Here is a 19,456-nt window from a genome sequence, read left to right on the forward strand (position 1 = left end):
CGGTGCGAATCCCCAATCCCGAATCCCCAATCCCGGCTTCACAACGTCTGCTCCAGGATGCGCCAGCACAGGCCGGCGAAATCCACGCCCAGTTGCGCGGCGGCCTTGGGCACCAGCGAGTGGCTGGTCATGCCCGGGGCGGTGTTGACCTCGATCAACTGCAGGCCGCGCACGCGGTCGCGCATCACGTCCACGCGGCCCCAGCCGCTGCAGCCGGCGGCGGCGAAGGCCTGCAGCGCGAGCTGGCGGATCTCGGTCTCGTCCTCGCCCTGCATGCCCGGGCACAGGTACTGGGTGTCCTCGGCGATGTACTTGGCGTGGTAGTCGTACCAGTCGCCGGCGGGGACGATGCGGATCGACGGCAGCGCGACGTCACCGAGGATGCCGACGGTGTATTCCTCGCCCTGCACCATCTGCTCCATCAGCAGTTCGCCGCGGTAGTCGGCGGCGAAGGCGCGCACCGGCGCCAGGTCGGCCTCGGACAGCACGCGGAACACGCCGACGCTGGAGCCTTCGCAGGCCGGCTTGACGAACAACGGGTAGCCCAGCGCGGCGGCGGCCGCGGCCAGGTCGGCCTGGGCGTCGATGCGGGCGAAGCCCGGGGTCGGCAGGCCGGCGGCGATCCACACCTGCTTGGTGCGGATCTTGTCCAGGGTCAGTGCGCTGCCGAGCACGTCGGGGCCGGTGAACGGCACCTGCAGCGCGCGCAGCAGACCCTGCAGCACGCCGTTCTCGCCGTCGCCGCCGTGCAGGATGTTGAACACGCGATCGACTTCGCCGGCGCGGATGCGCTCGAGCAAGGCGGGAATGCCGTCCACCGGCTGCGCGTCGACGCCGCGGCTGCACAGCGCCTCGAGCACGTTGGCGCCGGAGTTCAGCGACACCTCGCGTTCGCTGGACGTGCCGCCGAGCAACACGGCGACGCGGCCGAACGCGGCCGGGTCGGTGACGCGCGGCGGCGGCAGGATCTGCGCGCTCATGCGTCCGCTCCGCCGGCGAAGCCGTGCTGTGCGATGTGCTGGGCGACGTAGCCGATGTCGCCCGCGCCCATCATCAGCAGCAGGTCGCCGTCCTGCAGCACGTCCGGCAGCACGCTGTCGAGTTCGCCGACCTGGCCGACCACCACCGGCTCGCTGCGGCCGCGCGCGCGGATCGCACGCGCCAGCGAGCGCGCGTCTGCGCCCGGGATCGGTGCCTCGCCGGCCGGATAGACCTCGCTGAGCACCAGCGCGTCCACTTCCGACAGCACCGCGGCGAACGCGTCGAACTGGTCGCGGGTGCGGCTGTAGCGATGCGGCTGGAACGCCACCACCAGGCGCTTGTCCGGCCAGCCGCCGCGGGCGGCGGCGAACACCGCGGCCAGCTCGCGAGGGTGGTGGCCGTAGTCGTCGACCACGCGCACGCGCGCGCCACCGGCGGTGGTCACTTCGCCCAGGTCGTTGAAGCGGCGGCCGATGCCGGCGAAGCTCTGCAGCGCGCTGGCGATCGCTTCCGGCGCCACGCCGAGCTGCCAGCCGATGGCGGCGGCGGCCAGCGCGTTGAGCACGTTGTGCCGGCCCGGCAGCGCCAGGGTCACCGGGATGCTGCTGCCCTCCGGCAGGCGCAGGGTGAAGCGCATGCGCGGGCCGTCCTGGACCACGTCCTCGGCGCGCACGTCGGCGTTCTCGCTGAGGCCGTAGCTCATCACGTGGCGCGGCGTCTTCGCCGCCAGCGCGGCCACTTCCGGATCGTCGATGCACAGCACCGCCAGGCCGTAGAACGGCAGGCGCTGCAGGAACTCGGCGAATGCGGCCTGGACCCGGGCGAAGTCGTTGCCGTAGTTCTCCAGGTGGTCGGCATCGATGTTGGTGATGACCGAGATCAGCGGGTTCAGGCGCAGGAAGCTGCCGTCGCTTTCGTCGGCCTCGGCCACCAGCCACTGGCCACCGCCGAGCTTGGCGTTGGCGCCGGCGGCGAGCAGCTGCCCGCCGATCACGAAGGTCGGGTCCAGTCCGCCTTCGCTGAGCACCGCCGCGGCCAGACTGGTGGTGGTGGTCTTGCCGTGGGTGCCGGCCACCGCGATGCCGCGGCGGAAGCGCATCAGCTCGGCGAGCATCGCCGCGCGCGGCATGATCGGAATGCGCTGGCTGCGCGCTTCCATCAGTTCCGGGTTGTCCTCGCGGATCGCGCTAGACACCACCACGCAGTCGGTGCCGAGCACGTTGGCCGCCGAGTGCCCGCGCATCACCCGCGCGCCGAGCTTGACCAGGCGCCGGGTGGCCGCGTTGTCGGCGTTGTCCGAGCCGGAGACCTCGTAGCCCAGCGTCAGCATGACCTCGGCGATACCGCTCATGCCGGTGCCGCCGATGCCGACGAAGTGCACGCGCGGGAACGCGCGGACCAGATCGCCGGTGTCGTGGAGGCGGCGAATCACAGGGCACCTCCGGTGGAGGTGCCGGGATTGGGGATTCGGGATTGGGGATTCGTGTCGCTGGCGGCCGGTTGCCGCAGCGCTGCACGTTGTACGGGTGTCTGCATGGTGTCCTGCTTGTGCTCCTGCTTTTTGCCAATCCCGAATCCCGAATCCCGACTCCCGGCTTCTTCGAGCACGATGTCCGCAATCCGCTCGGCCGCATCCGGCTTGGCCAGCTGGCGCGCGGCCTCGGCCATCGCCAGGCGCTGCGCCGGCTGTGCCAGCAGGTCGCGCAGCACGCGCTGCAGGTGCTCGACCAGGGCGGCGTCCTGCTTCAGCAGCACGGCGGCGCCGCGCTCGACCAGGTATTCGGCGTTGCGGGTCTGGTGGTCGTCGACGGCGGCGGCGAACGGTACCAGCACGCTGCCGATGCCGACCGCGCACAACTCGGCCAGGGTCGAGGCGCCGGCGCGGCACACCACCAGGTCGGCCCAGGCGTAGGCGGCGGCCATGTCGCCGATGAAGGCTTCGACGCTGGCGGCGACGCCGGCGTCGGCGTAGGCGCGCGCGGCTTCCTCGCGCAGCGCTTCGCCGCACTGGTGGCGCACCTCGACGGCCACGCCGAGCGCGGCCAGCGCCTGCGGCAGCGCCTGGTTGAGCACGCGCGCGCCCTGGCTGCCGCCCAGCACCAGCAGCCGCGGCGCGCCATGGCGCGCAGCCAGGCGCTGCGCCGGCGGCGCCAGTGCCGCGATCTCGGCGCGCACCGGATTGCCCACCGCTTCCTCGCGCGTGGCGAAGCTGCCGGGGAAGCCGGTCAGCACGCGCCGCGCGACCCGCGCCAGCACCTTGTTGGTCAGGCCCGGCGCGCGGTTCTGCTCGTGCACCAGCAGCGGCAGCTTGAGCAGCCGCGCGGCCAGACCGCCGGGGCCGGCCGCGAAGCCACCGAAGCTGATCACCGCCCGCGGCGCCCGCCGGCGCAGCACGAAGCCGGCGGCGCGCACCGCGCGTATCACCCGCACCGGCGCGCCGAACAGGGCCAGCGCGCCCTTGCCGCGCAGCCCGCCGATCTCGATCGTATCCAGCTCGATGCCGTGCTCCGGCACCAGCCGCGTTTCCATGCGCCCGGCCGCGCCCAGCCACACCACCGGCACGCCGCGCGCGCGCAGCACCTTGGCCACGGCCAGCGCGGGGAAGATGTGCCCGCCGGTGCCGCCGGCGAGGATCATCACCGGACGATCGCCCTGCACCGCGCTCATCCGAGCCTCCCGAAGGTGGGTTCGACCCGCGGCTGCATGCGGCTGGTGCCGCGCCCCGGGGTGCCCTGGATCGCCGCGGCGACCGCGCTGGCGCTGGCCTCGCGTGCGGCCTGCAGGTCCTCGGCGTTGTCCACGGTCTGCTTGACCGGCATCGCCGCATCGCTGCGCACCAGCGCCACCTGGCGCTCGGCGCGGTTGAGCTCGTAGGACACGCGCAGCAGCAGGCCCATCGCCGCGCAGGTCATCAGCACGCTGGAGCCGCCGGCGGAGATCAGCGGCAGGGTCAGGCCCTTGGTCGGCAGGATGCCCAGGTTCACGCCGACCGAGACGAAGCTCTGCAGGCTGATCCACAGGCCGATGCCGAAGGCGATGTAGCCGGAGAAGTGGCGCTTCATCTCCACGCAGCGCATGCCCAGCCAGAACGCGCGGCCGACCAGCAGCGCGTACAGCGAGATGATCAGGCACACGCCGACGAAGCCCAGTTCCTCGGCGATGACCGAGAAGATGAAGTCGGTGTGCGCTTCCGGCAGGTAGTTGAGCTTCTGCACCGAACCGCCGAGGCCGACCCCGAACAGTTCGCCGCGGCCCACCGCCATCAACGCGTTGGACAACTGGTAGCCGGAGCCGAGCTGGTCGGCCCACGGATCCAGGAACGAAGTGATGCGGCGCAGGCGGTACGGCTCGAGGATCGCGATGAAGGCGAACACCGGCAGGCCGATCACGATCGGCATCGACATGCGCGGCAGGTTCACCCCGCCAAGCACCAGCATGCCGGCGGTGATCGCCAGCAGCAGCGTGGAGGAGCCGAAGTCCGGCTGCAGCAGCAGCAGGCCGACCAGCGCCACCGCCACGCCCAGCGGCTTGAGCATCGCCGGCCAGGTCGCGTTGACCTCGTCGCGGAAGCGCACCAGGTAGCTGGACAGCCAGACGATGTAGAGCACCTTCACTGCTTCCACGGTCTGGAAGCGCGAGATGCCCAGGTTGATCCAGCGCCGCGCGCCGTTGACCGTGCTGCCGAGGCCGGGCACGAACACCACCAGCAGCAGGCCGAAACAGGCCAGCAGCAGCAACTGGTTGTATTGCTCGATGTTCTTCAGCTCGGTGCGCATCGCCCAGAACGCCAGGCCAATGCCGCCGGCCAGGAACAGCAGGTGGCGGCTCAGGTAGTAGAAAGGGCTGGTGGTCAGCTCGATCGAGCTGGAGCCGACCATCACCACGCCCAGCGACGCCAGCGCCACCGCGGCGCCGAGCAGCCACGGGTCGTAGCGGCCACCAATGGCCTCCAGGCGGGTCGCTTGGCGGGCGGCGTCGTTCATCAGCGCACCTTCAACGTGGCCAGGCCGACCAGCACCAGCACCACCGAAATGATCCAGAAGCGCACGATCACCCGCGGCTCCGGCCAGCCCTTCAGCTCGAAGTGGTGATGGATCGGCGCCATGCGGAACACGCGCTTGCCGGTGAGCTTGAACGAGGCGACCTGGATCATCACCGACAGGGTCTCGATGACGAACACGCCGCCCATGATCACCAGCACCAGTTCCTGGCGCACGATCACTGCGATGGTGCCCAGCACCGCGCCCAGCGCCAGCGCGCCGATGTCGCCCATGAACACCATCGCCGGGTAGGTGTTGAACCACAGGAAGCCCAGGCCCGCGCCGGCGATCGCCGCGCAGATAATGATCAGTTCGCCGGCGCCGGGGATGGTCGGGATCTTCAGGTAGGCCGAGAACACCGCGTTGCCCGACGCATAGGCGAACACGCCCAGCGCGCAGGCCACCAGCACGGTCGGCATGATCGCCAGGCCGTCCAGGCCGTCGGTCAGGTTGACCGCGTTGGAGAAGCCGACGATCCAGAAATAGGCGATGGCAACGAAGCTGATCCCCGCCAGCGGCAGCGCGATCGACTTGAACATCGGGATGTAGAAGGTGATCGCCGCCGGCACGTCGGCGGTGTAGTACAGGAACAGGCCGGCGGCCAGACCGAAGATCGACTGCAGCAGGTACTTCCAGCGCGACTTCAGCCCGTTCGGGTCGCGGCGCACGATCTTGATCCAGTCGTCGTACCAGCCGATCACGCCGAACGCCAGCATCACCGCCAGCACCAGCCACACGTAGCGGTTGCGCAGGTCGCCCCACAGCAGCACCGACAGCAGCACGGTGAGCAGGATCAGCGAGCCGCCCATGGTCGGGGTGCCGGCCTTGGAGAAGTGGGTCTGCGGGCCGTCCTGGCGGATCGGCTGGCCGCCCTTGAACTGCGCCAGCTTGCGGATCACCGCCGGGCCCAGCCACAGCGACAGGAACAGCGAGGTCAGCGCCGCGAGGATGCCGCGGAAGGTCAGATAGCCAAACAGCCCGAACATGCTTTCGAGCTGCTGCAGCCAGCGGGCGAGTTCAAGCAGCATGCGGCGCCTCCTGTGCCTGGTTCAGCAGCGCGCGGACCACAGTGTCCATGGCGCTGCCGCGCGAGCCCTTGACGAGGAGCGTGGCCGGGGCCGGCTGGAGCGCGCCATGCGTCGGCGCGCCGGTGGTCTCATGCATCTGCTTTTCCTGCTCTTGATTCTGCGTGTGCCGCGTCGCGGCCACGGCCGCCAGGTCGCGCTGCAACGCCTCGATCAGCGCCGCATGGCTGTCGAACACCCGGCCGTTCTCGCCGAAGGCCTGCGCGGCGTGGGCGCTGAGCGGGCCGAGCGCGTACAGCCGGGTCAGCCCGGCGTCGCGCGCGCGGCGCCCGCCGCTGGCGTGCAGGGCTGCGGCGTCGGCGCCGAGTTCGCGCATGTCGCCGAGCACCAGCCAGCGCTCGCCGCCGGCCGCGGCCAGCGCATCGATCGCCGCGGCCAGCGAGCCGGGGTTGGCGTTGTAGCTGTCGTCGATCAGCACCGCGTCGTTGGGCAGCGTGTGGGTGATCTGCCGGCCCGGCACCGGCTGCACCTGCGCCAGGCCGGCGGCGATGCGCGCCGGCGCCACGTCCAGCGCCAACGCCAGCGCGGCGGCGGCCAGGGCGTTCTGCAGGTTGTGCCGGCCCGGCAGCGGCAGCGTCGCCTCGACGTCGCCGCACGGGGTGGTCAGCACGAACTGGGTGCGGTCGGCGGCCATGCGGATCTGCGCGGCACCGACCTCGGCGCCCGGCTGCAGGCCGAAGCGCAGCACCTGCGGCCGCGCCTCGCCGGTCGGCAGGCGCTGCTCGAACCACAGGCCGAAGGCGTCGTCGGCATTGATCACCGCGGTGCCGTCGGCCGGCAGCGCGGTGTAAATCGCGCCCTTGGTCTGCGCCACGCCGAGCAGGCTGCCCATGCGCTCCAGGTGCGCGGCGGCGATGTTGTTGACCAGCGACACCTGCGGCGGCGCGATGTCGGTGAGATAGGCGATGTCGCCCGGCTTGCCGGCGCCCATTTCGTAGATCGCGTAGTCGGCGTCGTCCGGCGCCTCGATCACCGCCAGCGGCAGGCCGATCTCGTTGTTGCGGTTGCCGGGGTTGGCGTAGACGCTGCCGCCGTCGATACGGCAGGCATGCTGCAGGATCGCCAGCAGCAGCGCCTTGACGCTGGTCTTGCCATTGCTGCCGGTGATCGCGGCCACACGGGTGGCGCGGCCGCGCTGCATGCCGGCGGCGATCCGCGCCAGTGCCAGCTCGGTGTCGGCGGCGACGATCTGCGGCAGTTCGATCTGCGGCTGCACGCGCTCCACCAGCAGCGCGCTGGCGCCGCGCGCAGCGGCGTCGGCGACGAAGGCGTGGCCGTCGAAACGCTCGCCGCGCAGCGCCACGTACAGGCTGCCGGCGGCCAGGCTGCGGGTGTCGTGGCTGATCGCGTCGATCGCCACGTCGTCGCCATGCAGTTCGGCGCCGGCCCAGTGCGCGATCATCGACAACGGCAGGCGCTTCATCGGGCCGCCTCCGTTGCATGCGCGCGCAGAGCCTGCGCGGCGACCTCGGTGTCGTCGAACGCATGGCGCACGCCGGCGATCTCCTGATAGGGCTCGTGGCCCTTGCCGGCGATCAGCACGATGTCCTCGGCACCGGCGTCGGCGACCGCCATGGCGATCGCCTGCGCGCGGTCGCGCTGCACCTGCACCGCCTGCATGCCGTCGAAGCCGGCCAGGATGTCGGCGACGATGCGGTCGCCGTCCTCGCCGCGCGGGTTGTCGTCGGTGACCACCACGCGCTCGGCCAGACGCTGCGCGATCGCCGCCATCTGCGGACGCTTGCCGGTGTCGCGCTCGCCGCCGCAGCCGAACACGCAGGTGATGCGGCCCTGTGCGTGCGCGCGCAGGCTCTGCAGCGCCTGCTCCAGCGCGTCGGGCGTATGCGCGTAGTCGACCACCACCAGCGGCTGCGCACCATCGCCGCCGAGACGGTTCATGCGCCCGCGGATCGGCTGCAGCTGCGCCAGGGTGGCGGCGATGCGCACCGGCGCCACGTCCAGCGCATGCAGCGTGCCGGCCACGGCCAGCAGGTTGTCGACGTTGAAACGGCCCAGCAACGGCGACTGCAGCGGATGCCGCTCCTCGCCGATCGCCAGGGTGAAGCCGATGCCGCGCGCGTCCAGGCGCAGCGCCTCGGCGCGCACCTCGGCGCCGTCCTGGCCGCGCGAGCTGACCGCGATGCGGCGCAGCGCCGGATCCAGCGTGCCCAGCAGCTCGCGGCCGAACGCATCGTCCAGGTTGACCACCGCCGACTTCAGCCCCGGCTTGGCGAACAGGCGCGCCTTGGCGGCGCCGTAACTGGCCATGTCGCCGTGGTAGTCGAGATGGTCGCGGGTGAGATTGGTGAACACCGCCACGTCGAAATGCACCGCATCCACGCGGCCCTGGTCGAGCGCGTGCGAGCTGACTTCCATCGCCACCGCCTGCGCGCCGGCGTCGCGCAACTGCGCCAGCAGCGCGTGCAGCGGCAGCACAAGCGGCGTGGTGAAGCCGGTCGGCTGCACCTGCCCGTACAGGCCGGCGCCGAGCGTGCCGATGCTGCCGCTGCGCGTGCCCAGCAGGTGCCAGGCCTGCGTCAGCAACTGCACGGTGGAGGTCTTGCCGTTGGTGCCGGTGACCCCGACCATGGTCATGGTCTGCGACGGATGGCCGTGGAACTGGTCGGCCATCGCGCCCATGCGCGCACGCAGGCCGGGGACCGCAATCGCGTCGGCCGGCGCCGGCAGTTCGGCCGGGGCCGGCGGGTCGTACAGCACCGCGACCGCGCCGTTGGCGCGCGCCTGCTCGACGAAGCCCAGCCCGTGCGCGCCAAAGCCGGCGATCGCCACAAAGGCATCGCCCGGGCGCACCGCGCGGCTGTCCATGACCAGCCCGGACACCTGCACGTCGTGCGGCAGCGCCACGCCGGGCAGCAGTTGCGACAGCGACATGGCGCGGGTCACTGGCGGGTCTCCTGCAGCGGGGCCGGCAACGCGGCCGGCGCCGGCGGCGCCACGGCGCGCGCGCTGGGCAGCGCGGCATCGACCTCGGCGGCGGCGTCCGGCACGGTGGCCGGATCCGGCTCCACCGGCGCCGGCGGCGGCGCATGGCCGCTCTTGCCGGCGGCCTGTGCGGCCAGCCACGACTGGATGTCGTCCGGCGGCACGTCCATCAGGCGCAGCGCGCCTTCCATCACGTTGTGGAACACCGGCGCCGAGACCAGGCCGCCGTAGTACTTGGCGCCCTGCGGGTCGTTGATGACGATGACCGTGGCGAAGCGCGGGTTGCTCGCCGGCACCAGGCCCGCAAACAGCGCGTTGTAGTGGCCGCGCTCGTAGCCGCCGGGGCCGGCCTTGCGTGCGGTGCCGGTCTTGCCGGCGACGTGGTAGCCCAGGATCGCCGCGCCCTTGGCGCCGCCCTGGGTGACCACGGTCTCCATCATCGCCACCACTTCCTTGGAAATCGCCGGGTCCAGCACCTGCTTGCTGTCCTCGTGCTGGCCCTTGACGAAGGTCGGGGTCACCAGGCGCCCGCCGTTGCCCAGCGCGCAATAGGCGCGGGCGATCTGCAACGGCGTCACCGACAGGCCGTAGCCGTAGGACATGGTGGTCTTGGACGCACCATTCCAGCGCCCCGGCGACGGGAACACGCCGGCCGATTCGCCGGGGAAGCCGCTGTGCGGGGAGCTGCCGTAGCCGTAGCTGTGGACCTGGTCGTAGAAGGTCTGGTCCGGCAGCTTGGCCGCGATCTTCGCCGCGCCGATGTTGGAGCTGCGGGTGATCACCCCGGTCACGGTCAGCACGCCGTTGTTGCGCGGCACGTCCTTGATGGTGAAACGGCCCACCGACATGTAGCCGGGGTTGGTATCGATCAGCGTGTCCTTGGTCACCACCCCGGCCTTGAGCGCGGTGGAGATGGTCAGCGGCTTCATCGTCGAGCCCGGCTCGACCAGGTCGGTGACCGCGCGGTTGCGGCGCACGTCCGGGTTGACCCCGTTGACCGCATTGGGGTTGTAGGTCGGCAGGTTGACCATGGCCAGGATCTCGCCGGTGGCCACGTCCATGATCACGATCGAGCCGCCGGCGGCCTTGTTCTCCACCAGCGCGTTGCGCAGTTCCTTGTAGGCCAGGAACTGGATGCGGCGGTCGATGCTCAGGGTCAGGTCCTTGCCCGGCTGCGCCGGCTTGACCAGGTCGATGCTCTCGACGATCGCGCCCTTGCGGTCGCGGATCACGCGCTTGGCGCCCGGCTTGCCGCGCAACCAGGAATCGAACGCCAGCTCCAGCCCTTCCTGGCCGCGGTCGTCGATGTTGGTGAAGCCGAGCACGTGCGCCATCGCTTCGCCCTGCGGGTAGAAGCGGCGGAATTCGCGCTGCGAGAACACGCCGGGGATGCCCAGCGCGACCACCGCATGCGCCTTGTCCGGATTGATCCGGCGCTTGAGGTACATGAACTCCTTGTCCGCCTTCTGCGACAGCTTGGCGGTCAATTCGTCGACCGGCAGCTCCAGCGCCTGCGCCAGCTGCGGGATGCGGTCGGGGCTGCGCAGCAGTTCCTGCGGATTGACCCAGATCGACTCCACCGGCGTGGACACCGCCAGCGGCTCGCCGTTGCGGTCGGTGATCATGCCGCGCGAGGTGGCGATCGGCAGTTCGCGCAGGTAGCGCGCTTCGCCCTGGCGCTGGTAGAAGTCGCTGTTGATCAACTGCACGTAGGCCGCGCGGCCGATCAGCGTCACCGAGCACAGGCCCAGCGCCGCGCCGACCAGCGCCAGGCGGCCGCGCAGGTTGAAGTTGCTGCGGGGACGGTTGCGGCCGCTCTTGTTCACGGACGCACCACCACGATGTCGCCGGTCTCGGGGAACTTCATCCCCAGCCGCTCGCGCGCGACCTGGTCGACGCGATTGCTCTCGGCCCAGGTCGCCTGCTCCAGCTGCAGCCGGCCGAACTCGATGTTCAGCTCATCGCGGTTGTGCTCCAGCCGCGACAGCTCCACGAACAACTGGCGATGGCGGTGGCGCATGTACACCACCCCGATCGCCGAGGCGATGGTGCAGGCGAGCAGCACGAGCAGCAGCAGCCGGCTCATTGGGCGTCTCCTTGCGGAGACGCCGGGATTGGGGATTGGGGATTCTGGATTCGTCGGGCGCGCTCTTCCAATCCCGAATCCCCAATCCCCAATCCCAGCTTTTCAGCCACCCGCAGCACCGCGCTGCGCGCGCGCGGGTTGGCCGCCAGTTCGTCGGCGTCGGCCTTGATCGCGCCGCCGTGCAGGCGCAGGGTCGGCACGAAGGTCGTGGCCTCCGGCAGGCGGCGGTTGCTCGGCGGGGCCTTGGCGTGGCGCTGCATGAACTGCTTGACGATGCGGTCTTCCAGCGAGTGGAAGCTGATCACCGCCAGGCGGCCGCCGGGCTTGAGCCGGGCCAGCGCCGCGTCCAGGCCGGTTTCCAGATCGGCCAGTTCGCGGTTGATGTGGATGCGGATGGCCTGGAAGCTGCGCGTGGCCGGATGGGTCTTGCTGTCGCCGCGCGGCATCACGCTGGCGATCAGCTCGGCCAGCTCGGCGGTGCGGGTCAGCGGCTGCCTCTCACGGCGGGCGACGATGGCGCGGGCGATGCGCCGGCTCTGCCGCTCTTCGCCGTAGGTCCACAGCACGTCGGCGATCTCGCGCTCGTCGGCGCGCGCCAGCCACTGCGCCGCGCTCTCACCGGCATCCGGGTCCATGCGCATGTCCAGCGGGCCGTCCTTGCCGAAGGAGAAGCCGCGCGCGGCCACGTCCAACTGCGGCGAGGACACGCCCAGGTCGAACAGCACCCCGTCCAGGGCGGTGGCGGCGTCCCACTGGCCCAGTTCGGCGAAGCTGCCGCGATAGATGGACACGCGCGCGTCGGCGCCGAACGCATGTTCGGCTTCGGCGATCGCCTCGGGGTCCTTGTCCATCACCAGCAGCCGGCCTCCTGGGCCGAGTTTGTGCAGCACCCCGCGCGCGTGTCCGCCACGCCCGAACGTGCCATCCAGATAGATTCCGTTTTCGATCACCTGCAGCCCGTCCAGGACCTGCGCGAACAACACCGGCACATGCGCCGCCGATGGTTGCGACACCGGGAGGTGACCGGCCTGCGCCTGTCCGCGCATCCGGACACCCCGACTCACAACTTCAGATCGAGCAATCCATCGCCCAGATCCTCGTCAGACAACGTCTGCTGGATCAGTGCGCGATGAGCCTGCTCGCTCCACAGTTCGAACTTGTCGCCCATGCCCAACAGCACGGCGCGCTTTTCAATGCCCACCGCGGCGCGATGGCTCGGCGGAATGGTGATGCGGGCGTTGGCATCCAGCTCCAGCGCCGCCGACGAACCCACCAGCTTCTGCTGCAGGACCCGCACCACGCGCTGGGTGTTGGGCTTGGCCATGACGTCGTCACGGACCCGCTCCCACTCCTTCTCCGCATACAGCCACAGGCAGCCGGCCTCGAACGGGTTGTAGGTCAGCACCAGCCGATTGCCGCTCACGCGCGCGACGAGGTCGCGGTACGCGGTGGGAACCGCCATACGCCCCTTGTCGTCCACAGTGATTGCGGTCTCGCCCTGAAACACGACGCCTGCACCTTTCCGAATCCGCCTGGGCGGTCATTGAACCACGAAAAACCACAAAAAACCCGGTTTCCCCTCAAGTGCCCACCTTAGCAGCGCGCAACGGGTTGTCAACAACTTTGCGAGCGGTAAATCGCTAGCGGGATCAATGGTTTGCAACGATCTTTAGAGACTTGTTCAAGGCTTATCCACAAGTTACTGTTTCGTCTCAAATTTTGAGATTGAACGGAAATTCAGGCCTGTGTAGGGGGCGTTAAGGCGGTCGTCACCGGCCGTCGACATGTCGCCTGGGCTCGCCTCGCGTTGCGCAAGCGCGCACACTGCCGGGCATGTGTCTGGTCGTTCTCGCGCACGCTGCGCACCCGCGATGGCGCTTGCTGCTGGTCGGCAACCGCGACGAATTCCACGCCCGCCCGACCGCGCCGCTGCAGCGCTGGCCGGCCCCGGCGCAGCGCCTGCTGGCCGGGCGCGACCTGCGCTCCGGCGGCACCTGGGTGGGGCTGGACGACGCGGGTCGCTGCGCGGTGGTCACCAACGTGCGCGACCCACTGGCGTCGATGTCCGGCGCCTCGCGCGGCGCCCTGATCGCCGACTACCTGAGCGGCGGACAGCCGGCCGCCGCCTTCGCCGACGCGCTGGCGGCGCGCGCCGACACCTACCCGCCGTTCAACCTGCTGCTGGCCGATGCCGCCGGCGCCGCCTACGTCGGCAATCACCCGCCCGGCCGCAGCGCCCTGGCGCCCGGCGTGCACGGCATGTCCAACGGCGCGCTGGACGCGCCCTGGCCCAAGACCCTGCGCCTGCGCGCGGCCGTGAGCGCCTGGATCGCCGCTGGCGACGACGATCTGGTGCCGCTGTGGCGGGCACTGGCCGACGAGACCCTGGCCGACCCGGCCGACCTGCCCGACACCGGCGTCGGTCCGGACCTGGAACGGCGGCTATCGCCCGCCTTCATCCGTGGCAGCGAGTACGGCACCCGCGCCAGCACCATCGTCGCGGTGGACGCCGCCGGGCACGGCTGGATCCACGAGCGCCGGTTTGGTCCGGATGGGGTGTTCCTGGGGGAGACGCGGATGGAGAACCGGGATCTGGGGGCGGACGCCGGAAAGCAGTGACGCCTGCGCTCAGGCATCGACTTCAGCCGCGATGGTGGGGCGAACCAGTGCCGGCACGTCGGGTTTGTGCAGTCGGGACTGAAGTCCCTCCCACAATGGAAGGCGACGGGGACGACAGACAGACGGCGAAAGCCCGCATCCATCGCACCGCCGGCGTCAGCGCCTGGCAGGCGAGCGGGACAAGCGAGCGAGCGCCGTAGCGCGTCTGGAAAAGAAAAAGTGGCGGAGCCGGCCGATAAGCCGGGTTCTGTCGTGGACAGTCATTCTTCTAGGCGCACCGTCACCGGTACGCTCAAGCAACCTACCCGGACCCGACGCGGGCCGCGCCATGAGGTCCCTATTTGGTCTTGCTCCAGGTGGGGTTTGCCGTGCCGGTCCGTTACCGGACTCGCGGTGCGCTCTTACCGCACCATTTCACCCTTACCGGCCTGCTTGCGCAGACGTAGGCGGTATCTTTCTGTTGCACTAGTCCGTCGGCTCGCGCCGCCCAGGCGTTACCTGGCACCTTGCCCTATGGAGCCCGGACTTTCCTCGGCATCCCGCCGCACCGAAATGCGATGGGATGACGCGACTGTCTGGCCGGCTCCGCCACGCGCATTGTCGCATGCCTGTAGGAATAAATTCCCAATTGCGCGCAAACGCCCGGTAAAGCCCGACAACAAACGCACGCCTCAACCGCCGTACAACGCCTTGCGCGACGCACCGGTCAGCTCGGCGGCCAGCTTGGCGGCGGTGGACGGCGGCAGGTGTTCGCTGAGCTTGGCGTAGACGCGGCGGCCTTCGGCCAGTTGCGCGTCGGCGTCGTCGCCGGCGCCCTGCACCATCAGCACGAACTCGCCCTTGCGCTGGTTGTCGTCGGCCTCGACCCGGGCATGCAGGTCGGCCAGGGTGCCGTCGAGCACGGTCTCGAACAGCTTGGTCAGTTCGCGTGCCAGCACCGCCGGGCGGGCGTCGCCGAAGGCGGCGCGGCAGTCGGCCAGGGACTCGGCGATGCGGTGCGAGGCTTCGTAGAACACCAGGGTGCGTGGTTCGCTGGCCAGCCGGACCAGGCGCTCGCGGCGCGCCGAGGCCTTGGCCGGCAGGAAGCCTTCGAAGGCGAAACGGTCGCTGGGCAGGCCGGCCACGCTGAGCGCGGCGATCGCCGCGCAGGCGCCGGGCACCGGGCTGACCCGCACCCCGGCCGCGCGTGCCGCGCGCACCAGGCGGTAGCCGGGGTCGCTGACCAGCGGGGTGCCGGCGTCGCTGACCAGGGCCAGCGACTGGCCCTCCAGCAGGCGCGCGACGATGCGCTGGGACAGCGCTTCCTCGTTGTGTTCGTGCAGCGCCAGCAGCGGCCGCTCGATGCCGAAGTGGGCCAGCAATTGGCCGCTGCGACGGGTGTCCTCGGCGCAGATCGCCGCCACCGAGCGCAACGTCTCCTGGGCGCGCGGCGTCAGGTCGGCGAGGTTGCCGATCGGCGTGGCGACGACGTGCAGGGTTCCGGGCTGGGCGCTCATCTACGGGCTTTCCATGGTCAAGGGTAGAATCGTAGCGGTTTTCCCCGGCGCGCCCGGCGTGCCCAGCCGAATGGACCAGAAATGAACAAGCGATTCGCAAGGATTTCCGCCCTGTCGCTGCTGGCGTTGCTCATCGCCGGCTGCGCCACCTCCAGCGTGACGCCGAGCGCCTCGCCGGCCCAATCGGCGGCGCTGGCGCTGCTGGACCAGGGCAAGCCGAAGGACGCGGCGCAGCAGCTCGAGGCGCAGGCCGCCGGTGCCACCGGCAGCGAGCGCAACCAGTTGCTGGGCGACGCCGCCTTCGCCTGGTACGAGGCCGGCGACGCCGCCCGTGCGCGCAGCCTGCTGGCGCAGGTGCAGCCGCGGCAGTTGCCGCCACTGAGCAAGGTGCGGGTGGCATTGGTGGAGGCCGAGCTGGCCCTGGCCGACCGCCAGCCGGCCAAGGCGCTGCAGGCGCTGGGCAGCGATCCGCGGGACGTGCCGCAGAACCTGCGTGCGCGCTGGCACCTGGCCCGTGCACAGGCGCTGGAAGGGACCGGCGACGCCACCGCGGCGCTGGACGAGCGCGCCCGCGCCGACAACGGCCTCAGCGGCCAGGCGCGCAGCGACAACCAGCGCGCCATCGTGCGCCAGTTGGCCACGCTCAACGACGCCACCCTGCAGGCGCGCGCCGCCGCGCTGCCGGCCGGCGATCCGCTGTACAACTTCGTCGGCCGCGCGCTGCTGAGCCGCGGCCTGGCCCTGCCGCGCCCGTTCGACCGCGGCGAGCAGTGGGGCTTCGACACCAGCAAGCGGCCGCCGGCCGAGCGCGACGGCTATCGCCCGCCGGCCAAGCTGGCGGTGCTGCTGCCGTTGAGCGGCAGCCTGGCCACCGCGGCCGCGCCGGTCCGCGACGGCCTGCTCGCCGGCTACTACGGCGAGACCCGGCGGCGTCCTGCGATCGACTTCATCGACACCACCGGCACCCCGGCCGGGGCGCTGGCCGCCTACCAGAAGGCGGTCGACGGCGGCGCCGACTTCGTGGTCGGCCCGCTCGGTCGCGACGAGGTCACCGCGCTGTTCGCACGCGACGCGCTGCCCGTGCCGGTGCTGGCGCTGAACCGCGGCACCCACGCCCCGCCCGGCGGCAGCGCCGGCTTCTCGCTGGCGCCGGAAGACGACGGCATCGCCGCCGCCGAGTACCTGCTGGCGCACGAGCGCCACAACACCCTGGTGATCGGCAGCAACGACGACAACGGCCGCCGCGCGGTGGCCGCGTTTCGCGACCGCTTCAGCGAGCGCGGCGGCAAGGTCGCCGGCAGCATCAGCGTGGCCGAAACGCCCGGCGACATCGCCGCGCAACTGCGCAACGCCGGTGCCGCCGACTCGGTGCTGCTGGCGGTCAAGGGCAACACCGCCCGCGCGCTGGCGCCGCAGCTGGCGCTGGCCGGTTTCGCCGGCAAGACCCGGGTCGCGACCTCGCAGCTGGTGCTGGGCACCGGCAAGCCCGAGGACGACCTGGTGCTGGACGGCATCGTCTACCCGAGCGAACTGTGGAACGTGCGTGGCGTCGGCGGGCTGCCGGCGGCGACCAGCGTGGCCGACATGCTGCCGACCGCGCGCGGCCCGGCCGGGCGCCTGTTCGCGTTCGGCTACGATGCCTGGCAGATCACCGCGTACCTGGAGAAGCTGGCGACCGGCAAGGACAGCGGCCTGCGCGGCGCCACCGGCGTGCTGCATCTGGACGGCTTCGGCAACATCGTGCGCACCCCGGCCTGGTCCACCTTCAGCGGCGGGCGTCCGACCCCGCTGCCCGATGGAAACTGAGCGGCGCCGACGCGGCAACGCGGTGGAAGCGGCGGCGCGCGCCGAACTGGAGCGCGCCGGCCTGCGGTTGATCGCCGCCAACGTCGCCTTCCGCGGCGGCGAGCTGGACCTGGTGATGCAGCAGGCGCAGAGCCTGGTGTTCGTCGAAGTGCGCTACCGGCGCAGCACCGCATTCGGCGGCGGCGCGGCCTCGGTCGACCTGCGCAAGCGCCGCCGCCTGCTGCTGGCGGCGCAACTGTTCCTGGCCGCGCATCCGCAGTACGCCAACTGGCCGTGCCGCTTCGACGTGGTCGAGGCCGACGGCGATCCGCCGCGGCTGACCTGGCTGCGCGATGCGTTCCGCGCCGAGGATTGCTGAGGTGCCCAGCATCTTCACCCACGCCGCGGTGCCGCTGGCGCTGTGGGCCGCCGCCGATCGCGGGCGCATCTCCACCCGCCTGCTCGGCGCCGGCATCGTCGCGGCGATGCTGCCCGACGCCGACGTGCTCGGCTTCGCCCTGCACATTCCCTATGCCGACGCCTTCGGCCATCGTGGGGCCAGCCACTCGCTGCTGTTCGCCGTGGTGCTGGGCGCGCTCGGTGGGCTGCTGCACCGGCCCCTGCGCGCCGGCGCGCTGCAGGCGGCCACCTGGATGTTCGTCTGCACCGCCTCGCATCCGCTGCTCGATGCGATGACCTCCGGCGGCCTCGGCGTGGCCCTGACCTGGCCGTGGAGCGAGCAGCGCTGGTTCGCGCCGTGGCGGCCGATCCGGGTCTCGCCGTTCGCCAACGGTTTCTTCAGCGCCCGCGGCGTGGCCACACTGCTGTCGGAGCTGCGCTGGGTGTGGCTGCCGCTGGCGCTGGCGGTGTGCACCTGGAAACTGCTGCAGCCGCCCTCGCCCTCCGCGTCTTCCTCTTCGCCGCCTTCGCCATGACCACACCGCTGCCTGCCGCGCTCACCGACACCCTCGCCACCCTGCTCGGCCCAGAGGGCTGGCGCACCGACGCCGACAGCCGGCGCCGCTACGGCGAGGACGATTCGCGGCGCTGGGCGCTGGCCGACGCGGTGGCGCTGCCGCAGACCCGCGCGCAGGTGCAGGCGATCGTGCGCGCCTGCCGCGCGCACCGCGTGCCGCTGGTGGCGCGCGGCGCCGGCACCGGCACCGCCGGCGCCGCGGTGCCGTTCTCCGGCGGCGTGGTGCTGTCGTTCGCGCGCATGAACCGCATTCTGCAACTGCGCCCGGCGGACCGCTGCGCGGTGGTCGAACCCGGCGTGCTCAACGGCGACCTGCAGCAGGCCTTGGCGCCGCACGGGCTGTTCTGGCCGCCGGATCCGTCCAGCGCGGAGATCTGCAGCGTCGGCGGCAACCTGTCGACCAATGCCGGTGGGCCGCGCGCGGTGAAGTACGGCGCGACCCGCGACAACGTGCTCGGCCTGGTCGCGGTGACCGGCACGGGCGAGCTGATCCGCTGCGGCGGCGCCTACACCAAGGACGCCACCGGCTACGACCTGACCCACCTGCTGGTCGGCAGCGAAGGCACGCTGGCGCTGATCGTGGAAGCGACGCTGAAACTGTCGCCGCGGCCGCTGGCGCAGGCCGGACTGCGCGCGCTGTACCGCGACGCCGCCGCCGCCGCCGCCGCGGTGTCGCGGCTGATGGCGCAGCCGAGCACGCCGACCATGCTCGAGTTCATGGACCGCAGCGCGATCGCGCTGCTGCGCCGCAATGGCAGCGACGTACCCGAAGCCGGCGCGATGCTGCTGATCGAGGCCGACGGCGACCACGACACCCTGCCCTACGCGCTGCAGGCGTTGGGCGCGGCGGCCGAGGGCGACGGCCTGCTGACGCTGGACGTGGCCGCCGACGGCAGCGCGCGCGACCGCCTGTGGGCCGCACGCCGCGCGCTGTCGCCGGCGTTGCGAACGATCCGCCCGGGCAAGATCAACGAAGACGTGGTGGTGCCGGTGTCGCGCATCCCCGACCTGGTGGCAGGCGTGGAAGCGCTGGCCGCCGAGTTCGACCTGCCGATCGTGGCCTTCGGCCATGCCGGCAACGGCAACCTGCACGTCAACATCATGTACGCGCCCGACGACGCCGCCGAAACCGCGCGCGCGCAGGCGGCGCTGCCGCGCCTGTTCGCACTGGTGCTGTCGCTGGAAGGCACGCTCTCGGGCGAACACGGCATTGGCGTGGCCAAGCGCGACTACATGGACCAGGCCTTCGACGCGGCCACGCTGGACGCGATGCGCGCGATCAAGCGCGCGCTGGATCCGGATGGGATCCTCAATCCGGGGAAGGTGTTGCCGGAGCCTTGAGGGGATTCGGGATTCGGAATGACCAGCCTGGCGGCTGTTGAGAGCCGGGGTTCGGGATTCGGGATTCGGGATTCGGGATTCGCAACAGCGTCTTTCGCGTGCTG

The 19,456-nt window shown here is 71.3% G+C and carries 17 protein-coding genes and 1 other RNA gene; 5 read left to right on the forward strand and 13 right to left on the reverse strand.

The features are described 5' to 3' along the window. Positions 1-38: 38 nt before the first annotated feature. The 11 genes from AC1PK7_RS17825 to AC1PK7_RS17875 are packed head-to-tail and all read right to left on the reverse strand — an operon-like array spanning position 39 to position 12,597. On the reverse strand, positions 39-980 hold the full coding sequence (locus AC1PK7_RS17825; protein WP_481099001.1) for a D-alanine--D-alanine ligase: 942 nt from the start codon (positions 978-980) through the stop codon (positions 39-41). Next, the gene (murC, locus tag AC1PK7_RS17830) at positions 977-2,413 is read right to left on the reverse strand and encodes a UDP-N-acetylmuramate--L-alanine ligase (protein WP_010340124.1); all 1,437 of its coding nucleotides are present in this window, start codon (positions 2,411-2,413) and stop codon (positions 977-979) included. The genes AC1PK7_RS17825 and murC overlap by 4 nt, the downstream gene beginning before the upstream one ends. Continuing rightward, positions 2,410-3,648, reverse strand: coding sequence for an undecaprenyldiphospho-muramoylpentapeptide beta-N-acetylglucosaminyltransferase (gene murG / locus AC1PK7_RS17835; protein ID WP_481099002.1), 1,239 nt, complete (start codon positions 3,646-3,648; stop codon positions 2,410-2,412). The genes murC and murG overlap by 4 nt, the downstream gene beginning before the upstream one ends. Further along, on the reverse strand, positions 3,645-4,964 hold the full coding sequence (ftsW, locus tag AC1PK7_RS17840) for a putative lipid II flippase FtsW (protein ID WP_371183235.1): 1,320 nt from the start codon (positions 4,962-4,964) through the stop codon (positions 3,645-3,647). Before ftsW ends, murG begins: the two co-directional genes overlap by 4 nt. Then, positions 4,964-6,049, reverse strand: a complete 1,086-nt coding sequence (gene mraY, locus AC1PK7_RS17845; protein ID WP_010344435.1) for a phospho-N-acetylmuramoyl-pentapeptide-transferase — start codon at positions 6,047-6,049, stop codon at positions 4,964-4,966. Before mraY ends, ftsW begins: the two co-directional genes overlap by 1 nt. After that, positions 6,039-7,529, reverse strand: a complete 1,491-nt coding sequence (locus AC1PK7_RS17850; RefSeq protein ID WP_481099003.1) for a UDP-N-acetylmuramoyl-tripeptide--D-alanyl-D-alanine ligase — start codon at positions 7,527-7,529, stop codon at positions 6,039-6,041. Before AC1PK7_RS17850 ends, mraY begins: the two co-directional genes overlap by 11 nt. Then, positions 7,526-8,998: a UDP-N-acetylmuramoyl-L-alanyl-D-glutamate--2,6-diaminopimelate ligase gene (locus AC1PK7_RS17855; protein ID WP_481100927.1), complete on the reverse strand. Its 1,473-nt coding sequence runs from the start codon at positions 8,996-8,998 to the stop codon at positions 7,526-7,528. Before AC1PK7_RS17855 ends, AC1PK7_RS17850 begins: the two co-directional genes overlap by 4 nt. 8 nt (positions 8,999-9,006) lie before the next feature. Continuing rightward, positions 9,007-10,875: a peptidoglycan D,D-transpeptidase FtsI family protein gene (locus AC1PK7_RS17860; RefSeq protein WP_481099004.1), complete on the reverse strand. Its 1,869-nt coding sequence runs from the start codon at positions 10,873-10,875 to the stop codon at positions 9,007-9,009. Further along, positions 10,872-11,135, reverse strand: a complete 264-nt coding sequence (ftsL, locus tag AC1PK7_RS17865) for a cell division protein FtsL (protein ID WP_010344441.1) — start codon at positions 11,133-11,135, stop codon at positions 10,872-10,874. Before ftsL ends, AC1PK7_RS17860 begins: the two co-directional genes overlap by 4 nt. After that, positions 11,132-12,181, reverse strand: coding sequence for a 16S rRNA (cytosine(1402)-N(4))-methyltransferase RsmH (gene rsmH, locus AC1PK7_RS17870; protein ID WP_481100928.1), 1,050 nt, complete (start codon positions 12,179-12,181; stop codon positions 11,132-11,134). The genes ftsL and rsmH overlap by 4 nt, the downstream gene beginning before the upstream one ends. A gap of 14 nt (positions 12,182-12,195) precedes the next feature. Next, positions 12,196-12,597 (reverse strand): division/cell wall cluster transcriptional repressor MraZ, encoded by a 402-nt coding sequence (locus tag AC1PK7_RS17875; RefSeq protein ID WP_010344444.1) that lies wholly within the window; start codon positions 12,595-12,597, stop codon positions 12,196-12,198. A 371-nt stretch (positions 12,598-12,968) separates the two neighbouring features. Here AC1PK7_RS17875 and AC1PK7_RS17880 point away from each other — a divergent pair, with 371 nt between their 5' ends. Continuing rightward, the gene (locus AC1PK7_RS17880; RefSeq protein ID WP_481099005.1) at positions 12,969-13,754 is read left to right on the forward strand and encodes an NRDE family protein; all 786 of its coding nucleotides are present in this window, start codon (positions 12,969-12,971) and stop codon (positions 13,752-13,754) included. A 220-nt stretch (positions 13,755-13,974) separates the two neighbouring features. Here the strand turns inward: AC1PK7_RS17880 and rnpB are convergent. Both rnpB and rsmI read right to left on the reverse strand, forming a co-directional pair. Then, positions 13,975-14,341, reverse strand: an RNA gene (rnpB, locus tag AC1PK7_RS17885) — RNase P RNA component class A. A gap of 84 nt (positions 14,342-14,425) precedes the next feature. Next, positions 14,426-15,250: a 16S rRNA (cytidine(1402)-2'-O)-methyltransferase gene (gene rsmI, locus AC1PK7_RS17890; RefSeq protein WP_267096031.1), complete on the reverse strand. Its 825-nt coding sequence runs from the start codon at positions 15,248-15,250 to the stop codon at positions 14,426-14,428. Positions 15,251-15,331: 81 nt separating this feature from the next. Between rsmI and AC1PK7_RS17895 the strand changes: the two genes are divergently transcribed. The 4 genes from AC1PK7_RS17895 to AC1PK7_RS17910 are packed head-to-tail and all read left to right on the forward strand — an operon-like array spanning position 15,332 to position 19,352. After that, the gene (locus AC1PK7_RS17895) at positions 15,332-17,056 is read left to right on the forward strand and encodes a penicillin-binding protein activator (protein WP_481099006.1); all 1,725 of its coding nucleotides are present in this window, start codon (positions 15,332-15,334) and stop codon (positions 17,054-17,056) included. Then, positions 17,046-17,414, forward strand: a complete 369-nt coding sequence (locus tag AC1PK7_RS17900) for a YraN family protein (protein WP_029562323.1) — start codon at positions 17,046-17,048, stop codon at positions 17,412-17,414. The genes AC1PK7_RS17895 and AC1PK7_RS17900 overlap by 11 nt, the downstream gene beginning before the upstream one ends. A 1-nt stretch (position 17,415) precedes the next feature. After that, positions 17,416-17,970, forward strand: coding sequence for a metal-dependent hydrolase (locus AC1PK7_RS17905; protein WP_481099007.1), 555 nt, complete (start codon positions 17,416-17,418; stop codon positions 17,968-17,970). After that, positions 17,967-19,352: an FAD-binding oxidoreductase gene (locus AC1PK7_RS17910; protein ID WP_481099008.1), complete on the forward strand. Its 1,386-nt coding sequence runs from the start codon at positions 17,967-17,969 to the stop codon at positions 19,350-19,352. Before AC1PK7_RS17905 ends, AC1PK7_RS17910 begins: the two co-directional genes overlap by 4 nt. The last annotated feature ends 104 nt before the right edge of the window (positions 19,353-19,456 follow it).

The organism is Xanthomonas sp. NCPPB 3174, from assembly GCF_056725205.1.

Bases quoted from the DNA above. Each gene is read 5' to 3' on its own strand.
- rsmI (WP_267096031.1), bottom strand. From the start codon at position 15,250: ATGAGCGCCCAGCCCGGAACCCTGCACGTCGTCGCCACGCCGATCGGC.
- AC1PK7_RS17855 (WP_481100927.1), bottom strand. From the start codon at position 8,998: ATGTCGCTGTCGCAACTGCTGCCCGGCGTGGCGCTGCCGCACGACGTG.
- AC1PK7_RS17910 (WP_481099008.1), top strand. From the start codon at position 17,967: ATGACCACACCGCTGCCTGCCGCGCTCACCGACACCCTCGCCACCCTG.
- AC1PK7_RS17900 (WP_029562323.1), top strand. From the start codon at position 17,046: ATGGAAACTGAGCGGCGCCGACGCGGCAACGCGGTGGAAGCGGCGGCG.
- murG (WP_481099002.1), bottom strand. From the start codon at position 3,648: ATGAGCGCGGTGCAGGGCGATCGTCCGGTGATGATCCTCGCCGGCGGC.
- AC1PK7_RS17875 (WP_010344444.1), bottom strand. From the start codon at position 12,597: ATGGCGGTTCCCACCGCGTACCGCGACCTCGTCGCGCGCGTGAGCGGC.
- mraY (WP_010344435.1), bottom strand. From the start codon at position 6,049: ATGCTGCTTGAACTCGCCCGCTGGCTGCAGCAGCTCGAAAGCATGTTC.
- AC1PK7_RS17895 (WP_481099006.1), top strand. From the start codon at position 15,332: ATGAACAAGCGATTCGCAAGGATTTCCGCCCTGTCGCTGCTGGCGTTG.
- rsmH (WP_481100928.1), bottom strand. From the start codon at position 12,181: ATGCGCGGACAGGCGCAGGCCGGTCACCTCCCGGTGTCGCAACCATCG.
- ftsL (WP_010344441.1), bottom strand. From the start codon at position 11,135: ATGAGCCGGCTGCTGCTGCTCGTGCTGCTCGCCTGCACCATCGCCTCG.
- AC1PK7_RS17825 (WP_481099001.1), bottom strand. From the start codon at position 980: ATGAGCGCGCAGATCCTGCCGCCGCCGCGCGTCACCGACCCGGCCGCG.
- AC1PK7_RS17850 (WP_481099003.1), bottom strand. From the start codon at position 7,529: ATGAAGCGCCTGCCGTTGTCGATGATCGCGCACTGGGCCGGCGCCGAA.
- AC1PK7_RS17880 (WP_481099005.1), top strand. From the start codon at position 12,969: ATGTGTCTGGTCGTTCTCGCGCACGCTGCGCACCCGCGATGGCGCTTG.
- ftsW (WP_371183235.1), bottom strand. From the start codon at position 4,964: ATGAACGACGCCGCCCGCCAAGCGACCCGCCTGGAGGCCATTGGTGGC.